General features: G+C 71.4%; 20 protein-coding genes. 15 read left to right on the top strand and 5 right to left on the bottom strand.

Going from position 1 to position 18,502, the window contains the following annotated elements:
• Window positions 1–7: 7 nt before the first annotated feature.
• The gene (locus G6N48_RS09795) at window positions 8–436 is read left to right on the top strand and encodes a prepilin peptidase (RefSeq protein ID WP_085269710.1); all 429 of its coding nucleotides are present in this window, start codon (window positions 8–10) and stop codon (window positions 434–436) included.
• A gap of 22 nt (window positions 437–458) precedes the next feature.
• On the opposite strand, the gene G6N48_RS09790 is transcribed toward G6N48_RS09795, so the two are convergent.
• Window positions 459–1,703 (bottom strand): sensor domain-containing phosphodiesterase, encoded by a 1,245-nt coding sequence (locus G6N48_RS09790; protein ID WP_085269709.1) that lies wholly within the window; start codon window positions 1,701–1,703, stop codon window positions 459–461.
• 85 nt (window positions 1,704–1,788) lie between these two features.
• Here G6N48_RS09790 and aroC point away from each other — a divergent pair, with 85 nt between their 5' ends.
• From aroC to aroQ, 4 genes are read left to right on the top strand one after another with little or no spacing between them, the layout of a single operon-like run.
• Window positions 1,789–3,003, top strand: a complete 1,215-nt coding sequence (gene aroC, locus G6N48_RS09785; RefSeq protein WP_085269708.1) for a chorismate synthase — start codon at window positions 1,789–1,791, stop codon at window positions 3,001–3,003.
• A complete protein-coding gene (locus G6N48_RS09780; RefSeq protein ID WP_085269707.1) occupies window positions 3,003–3,536 on the top strand; it encodes a shikimate kinase in 534 nt (177 codons plus the stop codon). The genes aroC and G6N48_RS09780 overlap by 1 nt, the downstream gene beginning before the upstream one ends.
• Window positions 3,533–4,621 carry a 3-dehydroquinate synthase gene (aroB, locus tag G6N48_RS09775; protein WP_085269706.1) on the top strand — a complete coding sequence of 363 codons (1,089 nt, stop codon included), beginning with the start codon at window positions 3,533–3,535 and terminating at the stop codon, window positions 4,619–4,621. Before G6N48_RS09780 ends, aroB begins: the two co-directional genes overlap by 4 nt.
• Window positions 4,618–5,055 (top strand): type II 3-dehydroquinate dehydratase, encoded by a 438-nt coding sequence (aroQ, locus tag G6N48_RS09770; protein WP_085269705.1) that lies wholly within the window; start codon window positions 4,618–4,620, stop codon window positions 5,053–5,055. Before aroB ends, aroQ begins: the two co-directional genes overlap by 4 nt.
• On the opposite strand, the gene G6N48_RS09765 is transcribed toward aroQ, so the two are convergent.
• A complete protein-coding gene (locus tag G6N48_RS09765) occupies window positions 5,052–5,792 on the bottom strand; it encodes a B-4DMT family transporter (protein ID WP_085269704.1) in 741 nt (246 codons plus the stop codon). The two genes, aroQ and G6N48_RS09765, sit on opposite strands and share 4 nt — an antisense overlap.
• Window positions 5,793–5,825: 33 nt before the next feature.
• Here G6N48_RS09765 and G6N48_RS09760 point away from each other — a divergent pair, with 33 nt between their 5' ends.
• The 10 genes from G6N48_RS09760 (at window position 5,826) to G6N48_RS09715 (ending at window position 15,996) form a co-directional block, all read left to right on the top strand.
• The gene (locus tag G6N48_RS09760; RefSeq protein WP_085269703.1) at window positions 5,826–6,926 is read left to right on the top strand and encodes a M24 family metallopeptidase; all 1,101 of its coding nucleotides are present in this window, start codon (window positions 5,826–5,828) and stop codon (window positions 6,924–6,926) included.
• A gap of 46 nt (window positions 6,927–6,972) precedes the next feature.
• A complete protein-coding gene (locus tag G6N48_RS09755) occupies window positions 6,973–7,350 on the top strand; it encodes a DUF4189 domain-containing protein (protein ID WP_085269702.1) in 378 nt (125 codons plus the stop codon).
• Window positions 7,351–7,455: 105 nt separating this feature from the next.
• On the top strand, window positions 7,456–8,019 hold the full coding sequence (efp, locus tag G6N48_RS09750; RefSeq protein WP_085269701.1) for an elongation factor P: 564 nt from the start codon (window positions 7,456–7,458) through the stop codon (window positions 8,017–8,019).
• Window positions 8,016–8,492, top strand: coding sequence for a transcription antitermination factor NusB (nusB, locus tag G6N48_RS09745; RefSeq protein WP_085269700.1), 477 nt, complete (start codon window positions 8,016–8,018; stop codon window positions 8,490–8,492). Before efp ends, nusB begins: the two co-directional genes overlap by 4 nt.
• Window positions 8,489–8,875 (top strand): antitermination protein NusB, encoded by a 387-nt coding sequence (locus tag G6N48_RS09740; RefSeq protein WP_085269699.1) that lies wholly within the window; start codon window positions 8,489–8,491, stop codon window positions 8,873–8,875. Before nusB ends, G6N48_RS09740 begins: the two co-directional genes overlap by 4 nt.
• Before the next feature lie 41 nt (window positions 8,876–8,916).
• Complete coding sequence (locus G6N48_RS09735) at window positions 8,917–11,769, top strand: aminotransferase class I/II-fold pyridoxal phosphate-dependent enzyme (RefSeq protein WP_085269698.1); 2,853 nt, start codon at window positions 8,917–8,919, stop codon at window positions 11,767–11,769.
• Window positions 11,770–11,841: 72 nt separating this feature from the next.
• Window positions 11,842–12,072, top strand: coding sequence for a hypothetical protein (locus G6N48_RS09730; RefSeq protein WP_085269697.1), 231 nt, complete (start codon window positions 11,842–11,844; stop codon window positions 12,070–12,072).
• A 190-nt stretch (window positions 12,073–12,262) separates the two neighbouring features.
• Window positions 12,263–13,000, top strand: coding sequence for a GntR family transcriptional regulator (locus G6N48_RS09725; RefSeq protein ID WP_085269696.1), 738 nt, complete (start codon window positions 12,263–12,265; stop codon window positions 12,998–13,000).
• Complete coding sequence (locus G6N48_RS09720) at window positions 12,997–13,227, top strand: 4Fe-4S dicluster domain-containing protein (RefSeq protein ID WP_085269695.1); 231 nt, start codon at window positions 12,997–12,999, stop codon at window positions 13,225–13,227. The genes G6N48_RS09725 and G6N48_RS09720 overlap by 4 nt, the downstream gene beginning before the upstream one ends.
• A gap of 69 nt (window positions 13,228–13,296) precedes the next feature.
• A complete protein-coding gene (locus tag G6N48_RS09715) occupies window positions 13,297–15,996 on the top strand; it encodes a fumarate reductase/succinate dehydrogenase flavoprotein subunit (RefSeq protein ID WP_085269694.1) in 2,700 nt (899 codons plus the stop codon).
• Here the strand turns inward: G6N48_RS09715 and G6N48_RS09710 are convergent, their stop codons facing one another.
• From G6N48_RS09710 to G6N48_RS09700, 3 genes are all read right to left on the bottom strand, one after another.
• Window positions 15,997–16,536 carry a GNAT family N-acetyltransferase gene (locus G6N48_RS09710; protein WP_085269693.1) on the bottom strand — a complete coding sequence of 180 codons (540 nt, stop codon included), beginning with the start codon at window positions 16,534–16,536 and terminating at the stop codon, window positions 15,997–15,999.
• A 4-nt stretch (window positions 16,537–16,540) separates the two neighbouring features.
• Window positions 16,541–17,755, bottom strand: a complete 1,215-nt coding sequence (locus G6N48_RS09705; protein ID WP_085269692.1) for a serine hydrolase domain-containing protein — start codon at window positions 17,753–17,755, stop codon at window positions 16,541–16,543.
• A 104-nt stretch (window positions 17,756–17,859) separates the two neighbouring features.
• Window positions 17,860–18,492: a class I SAM-dependent methyltransferase gene (locus G6N48_RS09700; protein WP_139825823.1), complete on the bottom strand. Its 633-nt coding sequence runs from the start codon at window positions 18,490–18,492 to the stop codon at window positions 17,860–17,862.
• Window positions 18,493–18,502: the final 10 nt, after the last annotated feature.

Here is an 18,502-nt window from a genome sequence, read left to right as displayed (position 1 = left end):
CTCGTCCGTGCGGATCGTCCCAGTGGCCCTCGTGCTCGGCTGGCTCGCGGTGCTGAGCTGGCACGACCTCCGGCAGCGCCGGCTGCCCGACCTGCTGACGCTGCCCGGGGCCGCCGCGATCCTGGTGGCCGCCGCCTGGGCGGGCCGCGGGGCGCCGGCGCTGGCCGGGGCGGCGGCGCTGGCCACGATCTACCTGCTGGTCCACCTGGCGGCCCCGACCGGGATGGGCGGCGGCGACGTGAAGCTGGCCCTGGGGCTGGGTGGGCTGGCCGGTTGTTGCGGCGCCGGCGCGTGGTTCCTGGCCGCGCTGGCCGCGCCGGTGCTGACCGCGGCGGGCGGGACGGCCGCGCGGCTGCGCGGCGTGCGCGCGGTGCCGCACGGGCCGTCGATGTGCGCGGCCACCGCCGCCGCGGTCGGGATGAGCCTGCTGGGCTAGTCGCGGGACGTGACGGGCGCGGTCAACGCATCCGGTCGAGCATGTTGCACGCGGCCGCGGTGACGAGCGCCCGGTCGTAGGTGATGACGAAGTCGAATCGCCGGTCGCCGTCGCGGCAGTCGGAGCGCGGATCGGCGTCGTGCTCGCGTCCGATGAGCGCGGCGGCGGTGTGCGGGCCCAGGACCAGCACGACCCATTCCGCGCACAACTGATCGGTGGGGTCGAGGTCCACCGCGCGCACGGCGGAGCCGGGGTCGGCCCGCAGTTCGCGGCCGAAGACGGCCACCAGCGGCGAGTGGGTCGCGAGGCTCCGGTAGGACCCGCGGGTGTGGCCGGTGAAGTTCTCGGCGTGCTGCAGCGCCGCCAGCAGGATCGGCGGGTCGGCGGCGCGTCGGGCCTGGCTCTCGATGTGGCGCGACAGCGCGGTCATGGTTTCCTTGCGAGCCGTCCGCACGGGACGCCGGCCGGAGATGATGTCGAACGGCGAGGCGCCGGCCGCCGCGGGTCGCCGCTTCCGCGGCGGCAACGACCAGGCCGCGGGCGGGGGGTGTTCGGCGGCGGGGCGCGGAAGACCGAACATGGCCCCCTGCCCCAGGTCGGCACCCAGCGCGAGTGCCTGTTCGAGGTGGTCGTCACACTCGATTCCCTCGGCGAGGATGAGCGCTCCGGTCCGTTCGTGGTGGGCCATCACCGCGGTCAGCGTGCGGGCCTGGGCGTCGTCGGGCTGCGACTGGACCAGCGTGAGGTCCAGCTTGACGACGTCGGGGGAGATGACGTCGAGCAGGGCGAGTGAGTCCGGATTGACCCCGACGTCGTCCAGTGCGATGGCGAACCCGTCACGGCGCAGGGCGGCGACCTTGTGCAGCAGCGCGTGGGGATGCTCGAGGAGGCTGCGCTCGGTGAGCTCGAAGAGCAGCTGCAATTCCTCGTAGCCGCGCGCCAGCACCTCGTCCTCCGAGCGGCGGATGCTCACCGCGGTCGGCTCGCAGTTGAGGCTCAACAAGGTGTTGGGCGCCCAGCCACTGGCCAGCGCGCTCGCGATGGCGGCGTCGATGCACATGCGATCGAGTTGGTCGGTGCGTTCGGTGGCCCGGGCGTGGGCAAAAACCGCGCACGGATCGAGCCCGCCCGACGACGGCCAGCGCGCGAGTGCTTCGAAGCCCACGACCACCGCATCCGGCAGCGACACGATGGGCTGGAACACCGGCGCAAGGCCGACGCCCTGGGTCGCGATCTCGACGTCGACCCCGACCTCGTCGAGTGTCATACCCAATCCAAGCACGCCTTGCCCGCATCGGACCGGCGCACCGCGGATTTAAGGGCACGCCGGGCCACATGGGAAGATGTAACCCGTGTTGCGTTGGATCACCGCCGGGGAATCCCACGGCCGCGCGTTGGTGGCCGTCGTCGAAGGCATGGTCGCCGGTGTCGAGGTCACCTCCACCGAGATCGCCGACCAGCTGGCGCGCCGCCGCCTGGGTTACGGCCGCGGCGCGCGGATGTCGTTCGAGCGCGACGCGGTGACGGTGCTGGCCGGCGTGCGGCACGGACTGACCCTGGGCGGGCCCATCGCCGTCGAGATCGGCAACACCGAGTGGCCGAAGTGGGAGACGGTGATGGCCTCCGACCCGGTCGGTTCCGACGAGCTGGACGTCCTGCAAACCTCGGCGCGCAACGCGCCGCTCACCCGGCCGCGGCCGGGCCACGCCGACTACGCGGGCATGCTCAAGTACGGCTTCGACGACGCGCGGCCCGTCCTGGAGCGGGCCAGCGCCCGCGAGACCGCCGCCCGCGTGGCCGCGGGCACGGTCGCGCGGGCGTTCCTGCGTCAGGCCCTGGGCGCCGAGGTGCTGTCCCACGTCATCGCGATCGGGCCGTCGGCGCCCTACGACGGGCCGCCCCCATCTCCCGAGGACCTGCCCGCCATCGACGCAAGCCCGGTGCGCGCCTTCGACAAGGCCGCCGAGCAGGCGATGATCGCCGAGATCGAGGCCGCCAAGAACGACGGTGACACGCTCGGCGGCGTGGTCGAGGTCGTCGCGGTCGGCCTGCCGGTCGGCCTGGGGTCGTTCACCAGCGGCGACAACCGGCTCGACAGCCAGCTCGCGGCCGCCGTCATGGGCATCCAGGCCATCAAGGGCGTCGAGATCGGCGACGGGTTCGAGACGGCGCGCCGCCGCGGCAGCCGCGCCCACGACGAGATGTATCCCGGGCCCGACGGCGTGGTCCGCTCCACCAATCGCGCGGGCGGGCTCGAGGGCGGCATGACGAACGGCCAGCCGCTGCGGGTGCGCGCGGCGATGAAGCCCATCTCCACCGTGCCCCGGGCGCTGGCCACCGTCGACATGGCGACCGGCGACGAGGCCGTCGCCATCCATCAGCGTTCCGACGTGTGCGCGGTGCCGGCCGCCGCGGTCGTGGTCGAGACCATGGTCGCGCTGGTGCTGGCCCGCGCGGCGCTGGAGAAGTTCGGCGGCGACTCGCTCGCCGAGACCCGGCGCAACGTCGAGGCCTACCGGCGCGCGGTGGCCGACCGGGAGTCGCCGGCGGCGCGGGGTACCGCGTGATGGCCCCCCGGGCCGTGCTCGTGGGGCTGCCGGGGTCCGGCAAGTCCACCATCGGCCGCCGGCTGTCCAAGGCGCTCGGGGTCGGCTTCCTGGACACCGACACGGTGATCGAGCAGCAGACCGGTCGCAGCATCGCCGACATCTTCGCCACCGACGGCGAATCGGAGTTCCGTCGCATCGAGGAGGACGTCGTGCGTGCCGCGCTCGCGGACCACGACGGCGTCCTGTCGCTGGGCGGCGGCGCCGTCACCAGCCCGGGGGTGCGCGAGGCGCTCACCGGCCACACCGTGGTCTACCTGGAGATCAGCGCGGGCGAAGGCGCGCGCCGCACCCGCGGTGGCGCCGTGCGGCCGCTGCTGGCCGGGGGCGACCGCGTCGAGAAATTCAAGAACCTGATGGCCGCGCGGATTCCGATGTACCGGCAGGTGGCGACCATCCGGGTCGACACCAACCGCCGCAATCCCGGGGCGGTGGTCCGCTACATCGTCGCGCGACTGCAGTCATCCCGGAACATTCCGGAGGCGGCCACGTGACCCGCCCCGACGACCCGGTCACCGTGCAGGTGGCCGTCGACCCGCCGTACCCGGTCGTCATCGGCACCGGACTGCTCACCGAGCTCGAGGAGCTGCTCACGGGCCGGCACCGCGTGGCCGTCGTTCATCAGCCCCCGCTGACCGAGACCGCCGAGGTGATCCGGAGCCACCTGTCCGCCAGAGGCACCGACGCGCACCGCATCGAGATCCCCGACGCCGAGGCCGGCAAGGACCTGCCCGTCGTCGCATTCCTGTGGGAGGTGCTGGGCCGCATCGGCATCGACCGCAAGGACGCCCTGGTCAGCCTGGGCGGCGGCGCGGCCACCGACGTCGCCGGATTCGCGGCGGCCACCTGGCTGCGCGGCGTGTCGATCGTGCACGTGCCCACCACGCTGCTGGGGATGGTCGACGCGGCCGTCGGCGGCAAGACCGGCATCAACACCGACGCGGGCAAGAACCTGGTGGGCGCGTTCCACCAGCCGCTGGCGGTGCTGGCCGACCTGGCGACGCTACAGACGCTGCCGCACAACGAGCTGGTCGCCGGCATGGCCGAGGTGGTCAAGGCCGGGTTCATCGCCGATCCGGTGATCCTCGACCTCATCGAGGCCGACCCGGGCGCCGCGACGGACCCTGCGGGCGACGTGCTGCCGGAGCTGATCCGGCGGGCGGTCGCGGTCAAGGCGCAGGTGGTCGCCGCCGACGAGAAGGAGTCGGAACTGCGCGAGATCCTCAACTACGGGCACACTCTGGGCCACGCGATCGAGCGGCGCGAACGCTACCAGTGGCGCCACGGCGCCGCGGTGTCGGTGGGCCTGGTGTTCGCCGCCGAGCTGGCGCGGCTCGCCGGACGCCTGGACGACGACACCGCGCAGCGGCACCGCAGCATCCTGTCGCTGCTGGGCCTGCCGGTCAGCTATGACGCCGACGCCCTGCCCCAGCTCATCGAGTACATGGGCCAGGACAAGAAATCCCGCGCCGGTGTGCTCCGCTTCGTGGTCCTCGACGGGCTGGCCAAGCCCGGCCGGCTGGCCGGGCCGGACCCGGCGCTACTGGCGGCGGCATACGCGGGGCTGGGCGCCGCATGACCTCGAGCGTCACCGTCCAGGTCATCAACGGGCCCAACCTGGGCCGGCTCGGCCGGCGCGAACCCGACGTGTACGGCGACACCTCGCACGACCAGCTGGCCGCCCTGATCGAACGCGAGGCCGCGGCGCTGGGCGTGCGGGCCGTGGTGCGGCAGAGCGACAGCGAAGCCGAACTGCTGGACTGGATCCACGCCGCCGCCGACGCCGGCCAGCCGGTGATCCTCAACGCCGGCGGCCTGACTCACACGTCGGTGGCGCTGCGCGACGCCTGCGCCGAGCTCGCCGCGCCGCTGATCGAGGTGCACATCTCGAACGTGCACGCCCGCGAGGAATTCCGCAGGCACTCGTACCTGAGCCCGGTCGCGACGGGCGTGATCGTGGGGCTGGGAATCCAGGGCTACCTGCTGGCGCTGCGCTACCTCGCGGGGGCCTAACTCTCGGGCTGCGGGTGCGGCTTGGTGTGGTCCTCGGCGTCGCTGCGGATCACCTCGGTCTTCGCGTCGTCCTCCGCAGCGGGGGCCGACTCGGTCGTGCCGCCCCACGAGCCCGTCGGGATCGTCTCGGTGGGTGCCTCGTGCTCGCGTTCGGCGGTGGCCACCGCGGACGTCCGCTCCTGCGTCGCTTCCTCGGGATAGGGCTCGGTGTGGGACTCGGAGTGCGATGCGGCCGCGGGCGTCTCGTCGCCGCGGACGGCGGAGAAGACGTCGGTGTCGGCGCGCTCCTCGTCCGCCTCGCCTTCGCGGCGGGCCGGGGGATTGCGGTCCACCCGCCAGCGCCCGATCGAGACGCCGATGATCCCCGGCAGGAACACCAGCAGCGCGGTGAAGGCCGCGAAGGTCGTCAACTCGTTGAGCAGCCCGCCGGTGTAGAGGCCCTTGTAGAAGAGGGCGATCACCCAGGAGACGGCGCCGCTGACGACGCCGGCGACCACGCCGGCCAGCAGCCAGGTCATCGCCAGGTCGCGGCGGCGGTCCGGGTCGGGGTTGGCGGCGGCGTCGGCCCGGCCATCGAATACGCCCCACACGGCAACGCCGACGATGAACAGCAGCAGCAGCACGATGCTGAACAGTCCGGCGTGCGTCTGCCAGGCGTTGATCAGCGCGCCCTGAATCAGGCGCAGGACCACCATCAACCCGGCGAACGCCAAGCCGCGCACCATCCAGTTACTCATGGGCCATCAGCGTAGCGAGTACCGTCAAGGGTCGTGACACATTCTCAGCGCCGACACAACCTGAAAGCACAGATGGGTGCCCGCGGGCTGGACGCGATGCTGGTCACGGACCTGGTCAACGTCCGGTATCTGTCCGGTTTCACCGGTTCGAACGGCGCGTTGCTGGTGTTCGCCGACGACCGTGGCGACGTGCTGGCCACCGACGGCCGGTATCGCACCCAGGCCGCCGAGCAGGCCGCCGGGCTCGAGATCGCCATCGAGCGCGCCCTGGGACGCCACCTGGTCGGCCTGGCCGCCGAGGGCGGCGCGGCCAAGCTGGGCTTCGAGAGCAACGTGGTCACCGTCGACGGGTTCGACGCGCTGACCGGCGCGATCGAGGAGCACAAAGCGGCCACCGAGCTGGTCCGGGCCGCCGGCACGGTCGAGGCGCTGCGCGAGGTCAAGGACGCCGGCGAGGTTGCCCTGCTGCGGCTGGCCTGCGAGGCGGCCGACGCCGCGCTGACCGACCTGGTGGCGGGCGGCGGCCTGCGGCCCGGGCGGACCGAGCGCGAGGTGAGCCGGGAGCTGGAGGCCCTGATGATCGACCACGGCGCCGACGCGATCTCGTTCGAGACGATCGTGGCGGCCGGGCCGAACTCGGCGATCCCGCATCACCGCCCGACGGACGCGGTGCTGGCAGACGGCGACTTCGTCAAGATCGACTTCGGTGCGCTGGTCGCCGGCTACCACTCCGACATGACGCGCACGTTCGTGCTCGGCAAGGCCGCCGAGTGGCAGCAGGAGATCTACCAGCTGGTCGCAGAGGCGCAGCGGGCCGGCCGGGAGGCGCTGAGTCCGGGCGCCGGCCTGCGCGACGTGGATTCCGCCGCGCGCACGATGATCGCCGACGCGGGATACGGCGAGCTGTTCGGCCACGGCCTGGGGCACGGCGTCGGCCTGCAGATCCACGAGGCGCCGGGAATCGGGGCCACGTCCGTCGGCACCCTGCTGGCGGGCTCCGTGGTGACCGTGGAGCCCGGCGTCTACCTGCCCGGGCGTGGGGGCGTCCGCATCGAGGACACGCTGGTCGTGCCCGACGCCGGAACCCCCGAGTTGTTGACCCGGTTCCCCAAGGATCTGACCGTTCTGGCCTGATCGCGCGCCGGTCGCGGGATCAGCGGGCCCGTAATAGCCTTCCTCCATGTACAAACGAGTGGCGGCGCCGATAGCGGTCGGCCTGGCGCTCGCGGGGGCACCGATCTCGCACGCCGACAGCAACTGGATCGCGATGGCGATATCGGATTCCACCGGGCACATCCAGACCGTCGACGGAGCGGCCAGCCAGGACGCCGCCCAGCAGGTGGTGATGTCGGCGTGCCGCAAGACCATCAGCGACTGCCGCCTGCTGGCCAGTGGTCCGGGTGGGTGCATCGCCCTCGCGACCAACGCTTCCAACACCAAATACTTCGGCGGCTGGGGCGCGACGATGGGGGACGCCGAGGCGGCGGTGCTGGCCAAGGCCCCGGGCGGAACGATCGTGAAAGACCACGGCCATTGCCTGGGGGATCCGACCGGGTAGCGGCCGCGGGTAAGGTCGGGCGGCAGCAGGGGCCCGGCCATGGTCGATAATGGGTTGGCGCTGCTGTGCGACGCATTCGAACATCCTCGAGGAGATACACCGACCGTGGCATCAACTGCCGACTTCAAGAACGGATTGGTGCTGGTGATCGACGGCCAACTGTGGCAGATCGTCGAGTTCCAGCACGTCAAGCCCGGCAAGGGCCCGGCCTTCGTGCGAACCAAGCTCAAAAACGTGCTCTCGGGCAAGGTCGTCGACAAGACGTACAACGCCGGCGTCAAGGTGGAGACGGCGACGGTGGACCGTCGCGACACCACCTACCTGTACCGCGACGGCTCGGATTTCGTTTTCATGGACAGCCAGGACTACGAGCAGCACCCGTTGCCGGAGTCGCTGGTCGGTGACGCCGCCAAGTACCTGCTGGAGGGCATGCCGGTGCAGGTGGCGTTCCACAACGGGGCGCCGCTGTACCTCGAGCTGCCCGTGACCGTGGAGCTCGAGGTCACCCACACCGAGCCCGGCCTGCAGGGGGACCGCTCCAGCGCGGGCACCAAGCCGGCGACGGTGGAGACCGGGGCGGAGATTCAGGTTCCGCTGTTCATCAACACCGGGGACAAGCTGAAGGTGGATTCGCGTGACGGCAGCTACCTGGGACGCGTCAACGCGTGAGCCGGCCCGCGAGGCCCTTTCGGGGACGCCATCAGGCCCGTAAGCGCGCCGTCGACCTGCTCTTCGAGGCCGAGGCCCGAGGGCTGAGCCCGGCCGAGGTGGTCGACGGCCGCATCGCGCTGGCCGAATCCGATCCCGACGTGTCCGCGCTGCACCCGTACACGGTCCTGGCGGCCCGTGGGGTCGCCGAACACGCGGCGCACATCGACGACCTGATCAGCTCGCACCTGCAGGGCTGGACGCTGGACCGGCTGCCGGCCGTGGACCGCGCCGTCCTGCGGGTCGCGGTGTGGGAGCTGCTGCACGCCGACGACGTCCCGGAGCCGGTCGCCGTCGACGAGGCCGTCCAGCTGGCCAAGGAGCTGTCCACCGACGAATCGCCGGGCTTCGTCAACGGGGTGCTGGGCCAGGTGATGCTGGTGACGCCCCAGATCCGCGCCGCCGCCCGGGCGGTCCGGGGGCCCGGCTCGTGACCCGGCTCGAGCTGCGCGTGGTGGTCGCCGGCTGGCTGGCGGCCACCGTGGTGCTGGGCGCCGTGATGTGTGCCGCGTCCGGGTGGGCCATCGCCGCGTCGGCGCTGTCGATCTACGCGCTGGCCGTCGGCGCCTGGCTGTATCACTGCGTCGAACGCCTGGTGGTGGCCCGCCGGATCAGCACGGTCCGCTCGGCGGCCAGGCCGCTGCAGCCGCTGCTGCCGGTCATGGCCGCCATCTTGGGCCTGACCCAGGCCGTGGTGCGCTCGCTCGGCGACGTCACCGAGTTACCGGCGCGGCGCCGGGATTTCCCGCAGCTTCCCGTGTTGCGATGGCTGGAGAGCAGCCGCGGTCCGCGAGGAAACGGGGACGAGCCGGGCTGACGCGCCGTTTCGCGGGGTCATTCGAGGAGGACAGTGAGGTCATGATTCGAAACAGCGGCCAGCCGCGACGCCTCCGGGTCTCGGCCCTGGCGGCGGTGGCCAACCCGTCCTACGCGCGGATCGACACGTGGAACCTGCTCGATGACGCCTGCCGTCACCTCGCGGAGGTCGACCTCGCCGGGATGGACAAGACCCACGAGCTGAACCGGGTGAAGCGCCTGATGGACCGCATCGGCGCCTACGAGCGGTACTGGCTGTACCCCGGCGCGGAGAACCTGGCGGCCTTCCGCGCCCACCTGGAGATGCTCTCCACGGTGCGGCTCGCCGAAGAGGTCTCGCTGGCGGTGCGTTTGCTCAGCGAATACGGCGACCGCGCAGGACTTTTCGACACGACCGCGCCGCTGGCGGACCAGGAGCTGGTGGCCAGGGCCAAACAGCAGCACTTCTACACCGTGCTGCTCGCCGACGACGCGCCCACCACGGCCCCGGAAAGCCTGGCCGAGTGCCTGCGCGCGTTGCGCGACCCGTCCGACGACGTGCAGTTCGAGTTCCTGGTCGTGCCGAGCGTCGAGGACGCCATCACCGCGGTCGCCCTCAACGGGGAGATCCAGGCCGCGATCATCCGCGACGACCTGCCCCTGCGCAGCCGCGACCGCGTGCCGCTGATGAACACGTTGCTGGGGCCCAACGAGGACGCGCAGGGGGTGATCCCCGACCGCGCCAACGACTGGGTGGAATGCGGCGAGTGGATCCGCGAACTGCGGCCCCACATCGACCTCTACCTGCTGACCGATGAGTCGATCGCGGCGGGCGACGACAGCGAGCCCGACGTGTACGACCGCACGTTCTACCGGCTCAACGACGTCACCGACCTCTACAGCACCATACTTGCGGGTCTGCGGAACCGTTTCGCCACACCGTTTTTCGACGCGCTGCGGGCGTACGCGGCAGCGCCCGTCGGCCAGTTCCACGCCCTGCCGGTCGCGCGCGGCGCCAGCATCTTCAACTCCAAGTCGCTGCAGGACATGGGTGAGTTCTACGGCCGCAACATCTTCATGGCCGAGACATCGTCCACGTCGGGCGGTTTGGACTCGCTGCTGGACCCGCACGGCAACATCAAGAAGGCGATGGACAAGGCCGCGCGGACCTGGAATTCCGACCACACCTATTTCGTCACCAACGGGACGTCGACCGCCAACAAGATCGTCGTGCAATCGTTGACCCGGCCCGGCGACATCGTGCTGATCGACCGCAACTGCCACAAGTCGCACCACTACGGCCTGGTGCTGGCCGGCGCCTACCCGCTGTACCTGGACGCATACCCGTTGGCGCAGTTCGCGATCTACGGCGCCGTGTCGCTGCACACGATCAAGAGGACGCTGCTGGACCTCGAGGCGGCGGGCCAGCTGCAGCGGGTCCGCATGCTGCTGCTCACCAACTGCACGTTCGACGGCGTGGTGTACAACCCGCTGCGGGTGATGGAGGAGGTGCTGGCGATCAAGCCGGACATCTGCTTCCTGTGGGACGAGGCGTGGTACGCCTTCGCCACCGCGGTGCCGTGGGCCCGGCAGCGCACCGCGATGGTGTCGGCCGAGCGCCTCGAGCAGCGGCTGGCCTCCCCGGAATACGCCGAGGAGTACCGGCAGTGGGCGGCGCAGATGGAGCGGGTGCAGGAAGAGGGGGGCCGGTCGCAGTGGCTGGAGCGCCGGTTGCTGCCCGATCCCGCCCGGGCTCGGGTGCGCGTGTACGCGACCCACTCGACACACAAGTCGCTGTCGGCGCTGCGGCAGGCGTCGATGATCCACGTGCGTGACCAGGATTTCAACGCGCTCGCCCGCGACGCGTTCGGCGAGGCGTTTCTCACCCACACCTCGACCTCGCCCAACCAGCAGCTGCTCGCGTCGCTGGACCTGGCGCGCCGGCAGGTCGACATCGAGGGCTTCCAGCTGGTCCGGCAGGTGTACGACATGGCCCTGATCTTCCGTCATCGCGTCCGCCGGGACCGGTTGATCAGCAAGTGGTTTCGCATCCTCGACGAGGCCGACCTGGTGCCCGAGGAGTTCCGTGCCTCCTCGGTCAGTTCCTACCGCGAGGTCCGGCAGGGCGCCCTTGCGCAGTGGAACGAGGCGTGGCGGTCCGATCAGTTCGTGCTGGACGCGACGCGGGTGACGTTGTTCATCGGCAAGACCGGCATGAACGGTTACGACTTCCGCGAGAAGATTCTGATGGAACGGTTCGGCATCCAGATCAACAAGACGTCCATCAACAGCGTGCTGCTGATCTTCACCATCGGGGTCACCTGGTCGAGCGTGCACTACCTGCTCGACGTGTTGCGCAGGGTGGCCACCGATTTCGATCGCGCCCAGAAGGCGGCCAGCACCGCCGACCGCGCGCTGCAGCAGCGCCGCGTCGAGGAGATCACCGAAGACCTGCCCCACCTGCCGGACTTCAGCGAGTTCGACGACGCCTTCCGCCCGGTCGACGCCTGCCAGTTCGGGGACATGCGCGCGGCCTTCTACGCCGGATACGAAGAGTCCGACCGTGAGCACGTGATGATCGGCATGGCGGGCCGGCGGCTGGCCGAGGGCAGGACACTGGTGTCGACGACCTTCGTGGTGCCCTACCCGCCCGGTTTCCCGGTGCTGGTCCCCGGGCAGGTGGTGTCCAAGGAGATCGTCTACTTCCTGGCCCAGCTCGACGTGAAGGAGATCCACGGCTACAACCCTGACCTCGGGTTGTCAGTGTTCACCGACGCGGCGCTGGCCCGGATGGAGGCCCAGCGCGACGCGGCGACGGCCGCGGTGGGCACGGCGTTCCCGGGCTTCGAGCTGCCGTCGGACGCCGCGGCGCTCAACGGTGACGCGACCGCGCAGAAGGTTCGCGGAGAGGCGTGACGCACGCGTGTAGCGTGGTGGTAACTGACCGGCGCCAACCTTCGCGCTGTCGATGAGCGTGAGGACGGCCGCATGCCCCTGAACTGGTCGGACGCGCCTCGCGTGCATCCGCGAGATATCCGGGTCGGCGACCTCATCGGCACGCTGGACCAGACCGAGATGCGCTACACGGTCAAGCTCATCGGCGAACCGCAGAAGAACCCGAAACAATGGACTTTCTTCGGCCGCGACGACAACGGCCGCCAGCACACGGGCACGTTCCGCGAGAGCGACATGGTGTGCAGGTACGCCAAGAGGCGCTGACCGCGGCCCGCCGCGTTCGGATCACCGGGATCGGAACGCCGTGCGGGCGTCCGCGGTGGCGCAATGGCTTTCCGGACGGCTGTCACCGCTGGTGAAAGCCGAATCGCGCCCGGCGCAATAGGCCGCCGGGCCGTTCGGAGCCGCGCTCGGGCGCCCCTGAGACCGCCCCCTGCCGGGTTAGCGTGGCGGCGTGGCGCAGCCAGTACCCCTCCGCGGACCGCGGGCCGACCGCGCCCGGCGGGTCGCCGACGTGCTGCGCCGGCAGATCCACACCGGCGCCTACCCCGACGGCCTGCCGGCCGAACACGACCTGGCCACCGAATTTCTGGTGTCCCGCAACACCGTTCGTGAGGCCCTTGGCGTTCTCAAACACGAGGGCCTGATCGAGCGCGGGCCCAAGATCGGCACCCGCGTCGCGCAGCGCAAGTACGACCACGGGCTCGATGTGCTGCTGGGCCTGAAGGAGACGTTCACGGAGCTCGGCAAGGTCCGCAACGAGGTGCGGGCCGCCACGCCGGTCACCGCGCCACCGGCGGTGGCTCGCCGGCTGCGACTGGAACCGGGTGAGCAGGCGGTATACGTCGAGCGGCTGCGCTACCTGGGCGGGCTGCCCCTAAGCCTCGACCTGACCTACCTCGCCCCGGGCATCGGGCACCGGGTGCTGGAGCATCCGCTGGAGACCGACGACATCTTCGCGCTGATCGAGCAGGTGAGCGGACGCCGGCTCGGCTCGGCGTCGCTGGCACTGGAGGCCATTCCCGCCGACGCGCACTCGGCGGCCACGTTGCAGGTCCCCGACGGGGCGGCGCTGCTCATGCTCGAGCGCCTCACCAGCCTCGACGACGGCAGGCCCGTCGACCTCGAGTACATCCGTATGCGAGGGGATCGAATAACCATGCACGGCAACATGATACGGAGTCATAGATGACATTGATCGACAACATCCGCGCCGATGTGCCGGTCACGATCGACGAGTCGCTGTGCATCGAGGGCTGCACCCTGTGCGTCGAGGTCTGTCCGCTGGACGCCTTGGCGATCGACCCCGACACCGGCAAGGCGTTCATGCACGTCGACGAATGCTGGTACTGCGGCCCTTGCGCGGCCCGCTGCCCGACCGGTGCCGTCACGGTCAACATGCCCTACCTCCTGCGCTGAAAGTCGAAGACTGCCAATGACAAACCGCCGGCAAGGCATGGCCGCGCTCGACCGTCCGGTGGCGGCCTGATGCAGATCCCCGACCTGACCCCGGTCCGCCTGGACTGCGACGTGCTGGTCATCGGCGGCGGCACGGCGGGCACCATGGCGGCCCTGTCGGCCGCCGAGCACGGCGCGCAGGTGTTGCTGCTGGAGAAGGCGCACGTCCGGCATTCCGGCGCGCTGGCGATGGGGATGGACGGCGTCAACAACGCCGTCATCCCCGGCAAGGCCGAACCCGAGGACTACGTCGCCGAGATCACCCGGGCCAACGACGGGATCGTCAACCAGCGCACCGTGTATCAGACCGCCACCCGCGGGTTCGCGATGGTGCAGCGGCTGGAACGCTACGGGGTGAAGTTCGAGAAGGACGAGCACGGCGAGTACGCGGTGCGCCGGGTGCACCGGTCGGGCTCCTACGTGCTGCCCATGCCCGAGGGCAAGGACGTCAAGAAGGCGCTCTACCGGGTGTTGCGGCAGCGTTCGATGCGGGAGAGGATCCGCATCGAGAACCGCCTCATGCCGGTGCGGGTGCTGACCGACCCCACAAGCGCGGGCCGGGCCGTCGGCGCCGCCGCGTTGCACACGCGCACAGGTGAATTCGTCGCCATCGGCGCGAAGGCGGTGATCCTGGCAACCGGGGCGTGCGGCCGGCTCGGCCTGCCCGCGTCGGGCTACCTGTACGGCACCTACGAGAACCCCACCAACGCCGGCGACGGGTACTCGATGGCCTATCACGCAGGCGCCGAGCTCTCGGGCATCGAATGCTTCCAGGTCAACCCGTTGATCAAGGACTACAACGGGCCGGCGTGCGCCTACGTGGCCAACCCGTTCGGCGGCTACCAGGTCAACGCCCGCGGCGAGCGGTTCGTCGACTCCGACTACTGGTCGGGGCAGATGATGGCCGAGGTCAAAAGCGAGATCGACTCCGCACGCGGGCCGATCTACCTGAAGGTGTCACACCTGCCCGACGAGACGCTGACCGCGCTGGAAGGCATCCTGCACACCACCGAGCGCCCCACCCGGGGCACCTTCCACGCCAACCGCGGCCACGACTACCGGACCCACGACGTGGAGATGCACATCTCCGAGATCGGTTTGTGCAGTGGCCATTCCGCGTCGGGGGTGTGGGTCGACGAGCATGCCCGCACCACGGTGCCCGGGCTCTACGCCGCGGGCGACCTGGCCTGCGTCCCGCACAATTACATGATCGGCGCGTTCGTCTTCGGTGACCTCGCCGGGACGCACGCCGCCGGCACGCGTGGGGAGGTCGGTGCGCCGCAACGGCTTCCACAGGACCAGTTGCGCGCCGCGCACGAGCTGATCTACCGGCCGCTGCGGCATCCGGACGGGCCGCCGCAGCCGCAGGTCGAATACAAGCTGCGCCGGTTCGTCAACGACTACGTGGCGCCGCCCAAGACGGCGGCCAAGCTGTCCATCGCGGTGCGCACGTTCGAGCGGATGCGCGACGAGATCGCCGCGATGGGTGCCCGCAATCCGCACGAGCTGATGCGCGCGGTGGAGGTGTCGTTCATCCGGGACTGCGCCGAGATGGCGGCCCGGTCGTCGCTGACCCGGACCGAGTCGCGCTGGGGGCTCTACCACGACCGGGCGGATCTGCCCGGCCGCGACGACGGACAGTGGGGTTACCACCTGAACCTGCGCAAGGACGCCGACGGCGGGATGGCCTTCCTCAAGCGGCCGGTGGCCCCCTACATCGTGGCGGTCCCCGAACTCGACGGCCTGCCGCCGGCGGACCAGAGCGTGCGGCCGGTGCACCAGCCGGAGCTGATCGGCGGTCCGGCGCCGGCCACCGCCGGGTCCCGAATCGGCGCGGCGGCAACCACGTTCGAGCCGCCGTCGCCGCGTATCGCCGAGGTCCTCGCCTTGGCGGAGCCGACGGTCGCCGACCTGAGGGGATACCTGGACGACCCCGACGCCGGGGTGCGCCGCACGGCGGTCGTGACGCTGACCGAGCATCTTCCCGACGGATACGCCGCGGCCCTCTACGCGGCGCTGTCCGACGGCGACGCGGCGGTTCGCCGGACCGGCGCCGAGGCAATCCGCGAGTTGGTCGAGGTGCTGCCCGACCCGGCGCCGGCCGGGGAGCATCTGGGGTCGCGCGACACGGTGGTCCGCGCTGCCGCGGTGTACCTGCTCGCCGCCCGGCGCGCCGGCGACGCCGGCCAGTATCGCCGCGCGCTCGACGATCCCGACCATCGGGTGCGCATCGAGGCGGTGCGCGCGCTGGTGTCGATCGACGACGTGGCCGGCGTGGTCGACGCCACCGGCGATGAGAACCGCGAGGTCCGCATCGCGGCGGCGGCGGGGCTGGCCACGCTGGGCGGCGGCGCCGGGGCCGGCGTGGCGGTCCGCGCGCTGATCGGCGACCCGGATCCGCTCGTGCGGGCCGCCGCGCTGGCTGCCCTGGGCGAATTGGGCTGCGGGGAGCAGGAATTCGCTCTGGTCGAGCAGGCGCTGGGGGCGCCCGCGTGGCAGGTCCGCGAGGGCGCGGCCCGCGCGCTGTCGGGTGCGGTGGCCACGTTCGCGGTGCCGCGACTGGCCGAGGCGCTGGCCGACGCGCACCTCGACGTGCGCAAGGCGGCCGTGCTCGGCCTGGCCCGATTCACCTGCGAGCCGGCCGCCCGCGACGCGCTGCGGATGGCGCTGCAGGACGGCGACGCCGACGTGCGGGCGTACGCGCGCCGGGCGCTGGGCGAAGACGGCTAGTCAGCGCAGGATCCGGGCGTAGAGCAGGCTGTCCTGCGGCTCGGCACCCATGGTGGGGTAGACGGCGTGGCGGGCCAGCCGCCCCTCCAGGAAGAAGCCCGCCCGCTCCAGCAGGCGCGCCGAGCGCGTGTTGTCGACGCTGCAGGTCGCCCAGACGCGGTACACCTTGGGGTCGGCGTCCAGCGCGGCGAGCAGCATGTCGAGCACCTCGGACATCAACCCCTTTCCCCACCAGCGCTTTCCGAGGCAGTAGCCGATCTCGGCCGAGTGCGGCGCCGGGCGCCGGACGCTGACCAGCCCGACGACCCCGCCGCTGTGGCGCAGTTCGATGGCCCAGGTCCGGTCGTCGTCGCTGACGTTGAGCTTCTCGGTGATCACCCGGCGCGTGGCCGCCACGTCGGGGTGCGGCGCCCACTGCAGGTACCGGGTGACCTCGGGGTCGCGGGCGACCCGCTGGTACAGGGCGCCCGCGTCGTCGACCACGGGCCGGCGCAGCACCAGCCGGGGCCCGCTGATGCGGTCGGGTGGGTGGTCGGCCATGGTGCTAGAGGCCGAGCGCCTGATAGGTGCGGCGAACGAATTTCGGCTGCGCCGTGCGGAGTTTGGCCAGGGAGGTGTTGCCCGCGACGGCCGTCGCCGCGTCCACGGTGAGGTCGGGCAGGTTCTGGATCAGGTACAGCAGGATCAGCTCGGGACCCGGGTCGGCCTGCCACCACGTCCCGTAGGCGCCGGGCCAGCTGAAGGTGCCCAGGCCGCCGGGCCCGAACAGCGGCGCCGACTTGGCCGGATCGGTCACCACCGACAGGTTGAGCCCGAACCCGCGGCCCACCCAGTACGGCGCGCCGAGGAAGTTGTGCCGCTTCTGTTCGTCGGTGAGCCGGTCGGTCCGCATGAGCCGCACCGACTCGGCGGACAGCACCCGCACCCCGTCGATCGTGCCCCCGCCCAGCAGCATTCGCACGAACCGCAGGTAGTCGTCGGCGGTCGACCACAACCCGCCGCCGGCGTTGCAGAACGCGGGCGGCGTGATGTGCGGGGGCCCCATCACGTCGTGCCGCAGGCGCTCGTGCTCGTCGAGCGAGTACATGGTCGCGGCTCGGCGTCGCGCCTCGGCCGAGACGAAGAACCCCGTGTCGGGCATGCCCGCCGGGCCCAGGATCCGTTCGTCGAGGACCTCGTGGAACGGCTTGTCCTCGACGCGGGAGGCGATGATGCCCAGCAGGTCGATCGAATGGCTGTAGGTGACCCGCTCGCCGGGTTGGTGAACCAGCGGCAGCGTGGCCAGGTCGGCCAGCCAGGCGTCGGGGCCCTGGTTGAACGGCAGCCGCAGGTAGGCCTTGGAGATGGGCCCGGACACCGAGAACCCGTAGGCCAGGCCGCTGGTGTGGGTGAGCAGGTCCTCGATCAGGACGGCCCGCTGCGCCGGGTGCGTGCGGTCCAGCGGGCCCCGCGGGTCGTCGAGCACCCGGAGGTCGGCCAGTTCCGGCGCCCAGCGCACCACCGGATCCGTCAGGCTCACCTTGCCGTCGTCGACCAGGCTCATGATCGCCGCAACGGTGACGGGCTTGGTCATCGACGCGATGCGAAACAGCGTGTCCCGTTGCATCGGCAGGCCCGCGTCGACGTCGCGGTAACCGATCTCGTTGACCTGCAACACTTCTCCGCGCTGCCAGACCACGGTCACCGCACCGGCGAGCAGGCCCGCGTCGCACACTTCGCGGATCGAGGCCGCATTGACGTCGAGGGACGAGCGATTCACCGGTACAGGGTAGCGGTCGGGTCGGCGGAGGCTCTGCCCGAAGGCGCGCCGGGGGTGGTCCCGGCGTGCGCGGCGGCTCTGCTCCCCGGCGCCGAGCGGCGCGGTCAGCGCCGCTGCGCGCGGACGTACCAGAACGCCATCTCGACCGTCTGGCCGTCCACCTCCCGGCGCATCGTGGCCGGCTCCACGGCCGCCACGTCCCAGCCCGCGCCCCCGAGGACGTCGCGCAGCGCCTGCTCGGACACCGTCGGCCGCGGCCAGTCGCCGTCGGCCGGATTGGCGTCGGAGAAGCAACTGAGCAGAAGCGTGGCGCCCGGCCGGGTCGCCCGGTGCGCGGCGGCGGCGTAGGCGCGCTTGCCGTCGTCGTCGAGGCAGTGGAACATGCCGCTGTCGATCACGGTGTCGAACGCGCCGGCGTAGCCCTCGAGCCTGGTCGAGTCGGCCACCGCGAACGTGACGTCGACGCCGGCGTCCGCGGCGCGCCGCTCGGCGGTGATCAGCGCGGTCGGCGAGATGTCGAGCCCCGTCACCCGGTAGCCGTGGCGGGCCAGGTAGACGGCGTTGTCGCCGAGCCCGCAGCCGATGTCGAGGACGTCGCCGTGGACCAGGCCGGCGGCATGCCACGCGACGACGTTGTCCTTGGGCGCCTTGGTGTCCCACGGCGGTGTGTGCATCGCCGGGATGCCCTGGCCGGGGCTCTCGCCGCGGTAGAGCGCATCGAAGTCCATCCGCTGCAATCCGGAGAAC

The sequence above is a fragment of the Mycobacterium parmense genome, from assembly GCF_010730575.1.
GTDB classification, from domain to species: Bacteria; Actinomycetota; Actinomycetes; order Mycobacteriales; family Mycobacteriaceae; genus Mycobacterium; species Mycobacterium parmense.
The sequence above is the reverse complement of the archived record's forward strand: the minus strand, read 5'-3'. Positions and strand labels throughout refer to the sequence as shown.

Coding starts and splice junctions, on each gene's coding strand:
- G6N48_RS09790 (WP_085269709.1), bottom strand. CDS start 1,703: ATGACACTCGACGAGGTCGGGGTCGACGTCGAGATCGCGACCCAGGGC.
- G6N48_RS09780 (WP_085269707.1), top strand. CDS start 3,003: ATGGCCCCCCGGGCCGTGCTCGTGGGGCTGCCGGGGTCCGGCAAGTCC.
- G6N48_RS09710 (WP_085269693.1), bottom strand. CDS start 16,536: ATGGCCGACCACCCACCCGACCGCATCAGCGGGCCCCGGCTGGTGCTG.
- G6N48_RS09755 (WP_085269702.1), top strand. CDS start 6,973: ATGTACAAACGAGTGGCGGCGCCGATAGCGGTCGGCCTGGCGCTCGCG.
- G6N48_RS09715 (WP_085269694.1), top strand. CDS start 13,297: ATGCAGATCCCCGACCTGACCCCGGTCCGCCTGGACTGCGACGTGCTG.
- G6N48_RS09720 (WP_085269695.1), top strand. CDS start 12,997: ATGACATTGATCGACAACATCCGCGCCGATGTGCCGGTCACGATCGAC.
- G6N48_RS09735 (WP_085269698.1), top strand. CDS start 8,917: ATGATTCGAAACAGCGGCCAGCCGCGACGCCTCCGGGTCTCGGCCCTG.
- aroQ (WP_085269705.1), top strand. CDS start 4,618: ATGACCTCGAGCGTCACCGTCCAGGTCATCAACGGGCCCAACCTGGGC.
- G6N48_RS09730 (WP_085269697.1), top strand. CDS start 11,842: ATGCCCCTGAACTGGTCGGACGCGCCTCGCGTGCATCCGCGAGATATC.
- G6N48_RS09765 (WP_085269704.1), bottom strand. CDS start 5,792: ATGAGTAACTGGATGGTGCGCGGCTTGGCGTTCGCCGGGTTGATGGTG.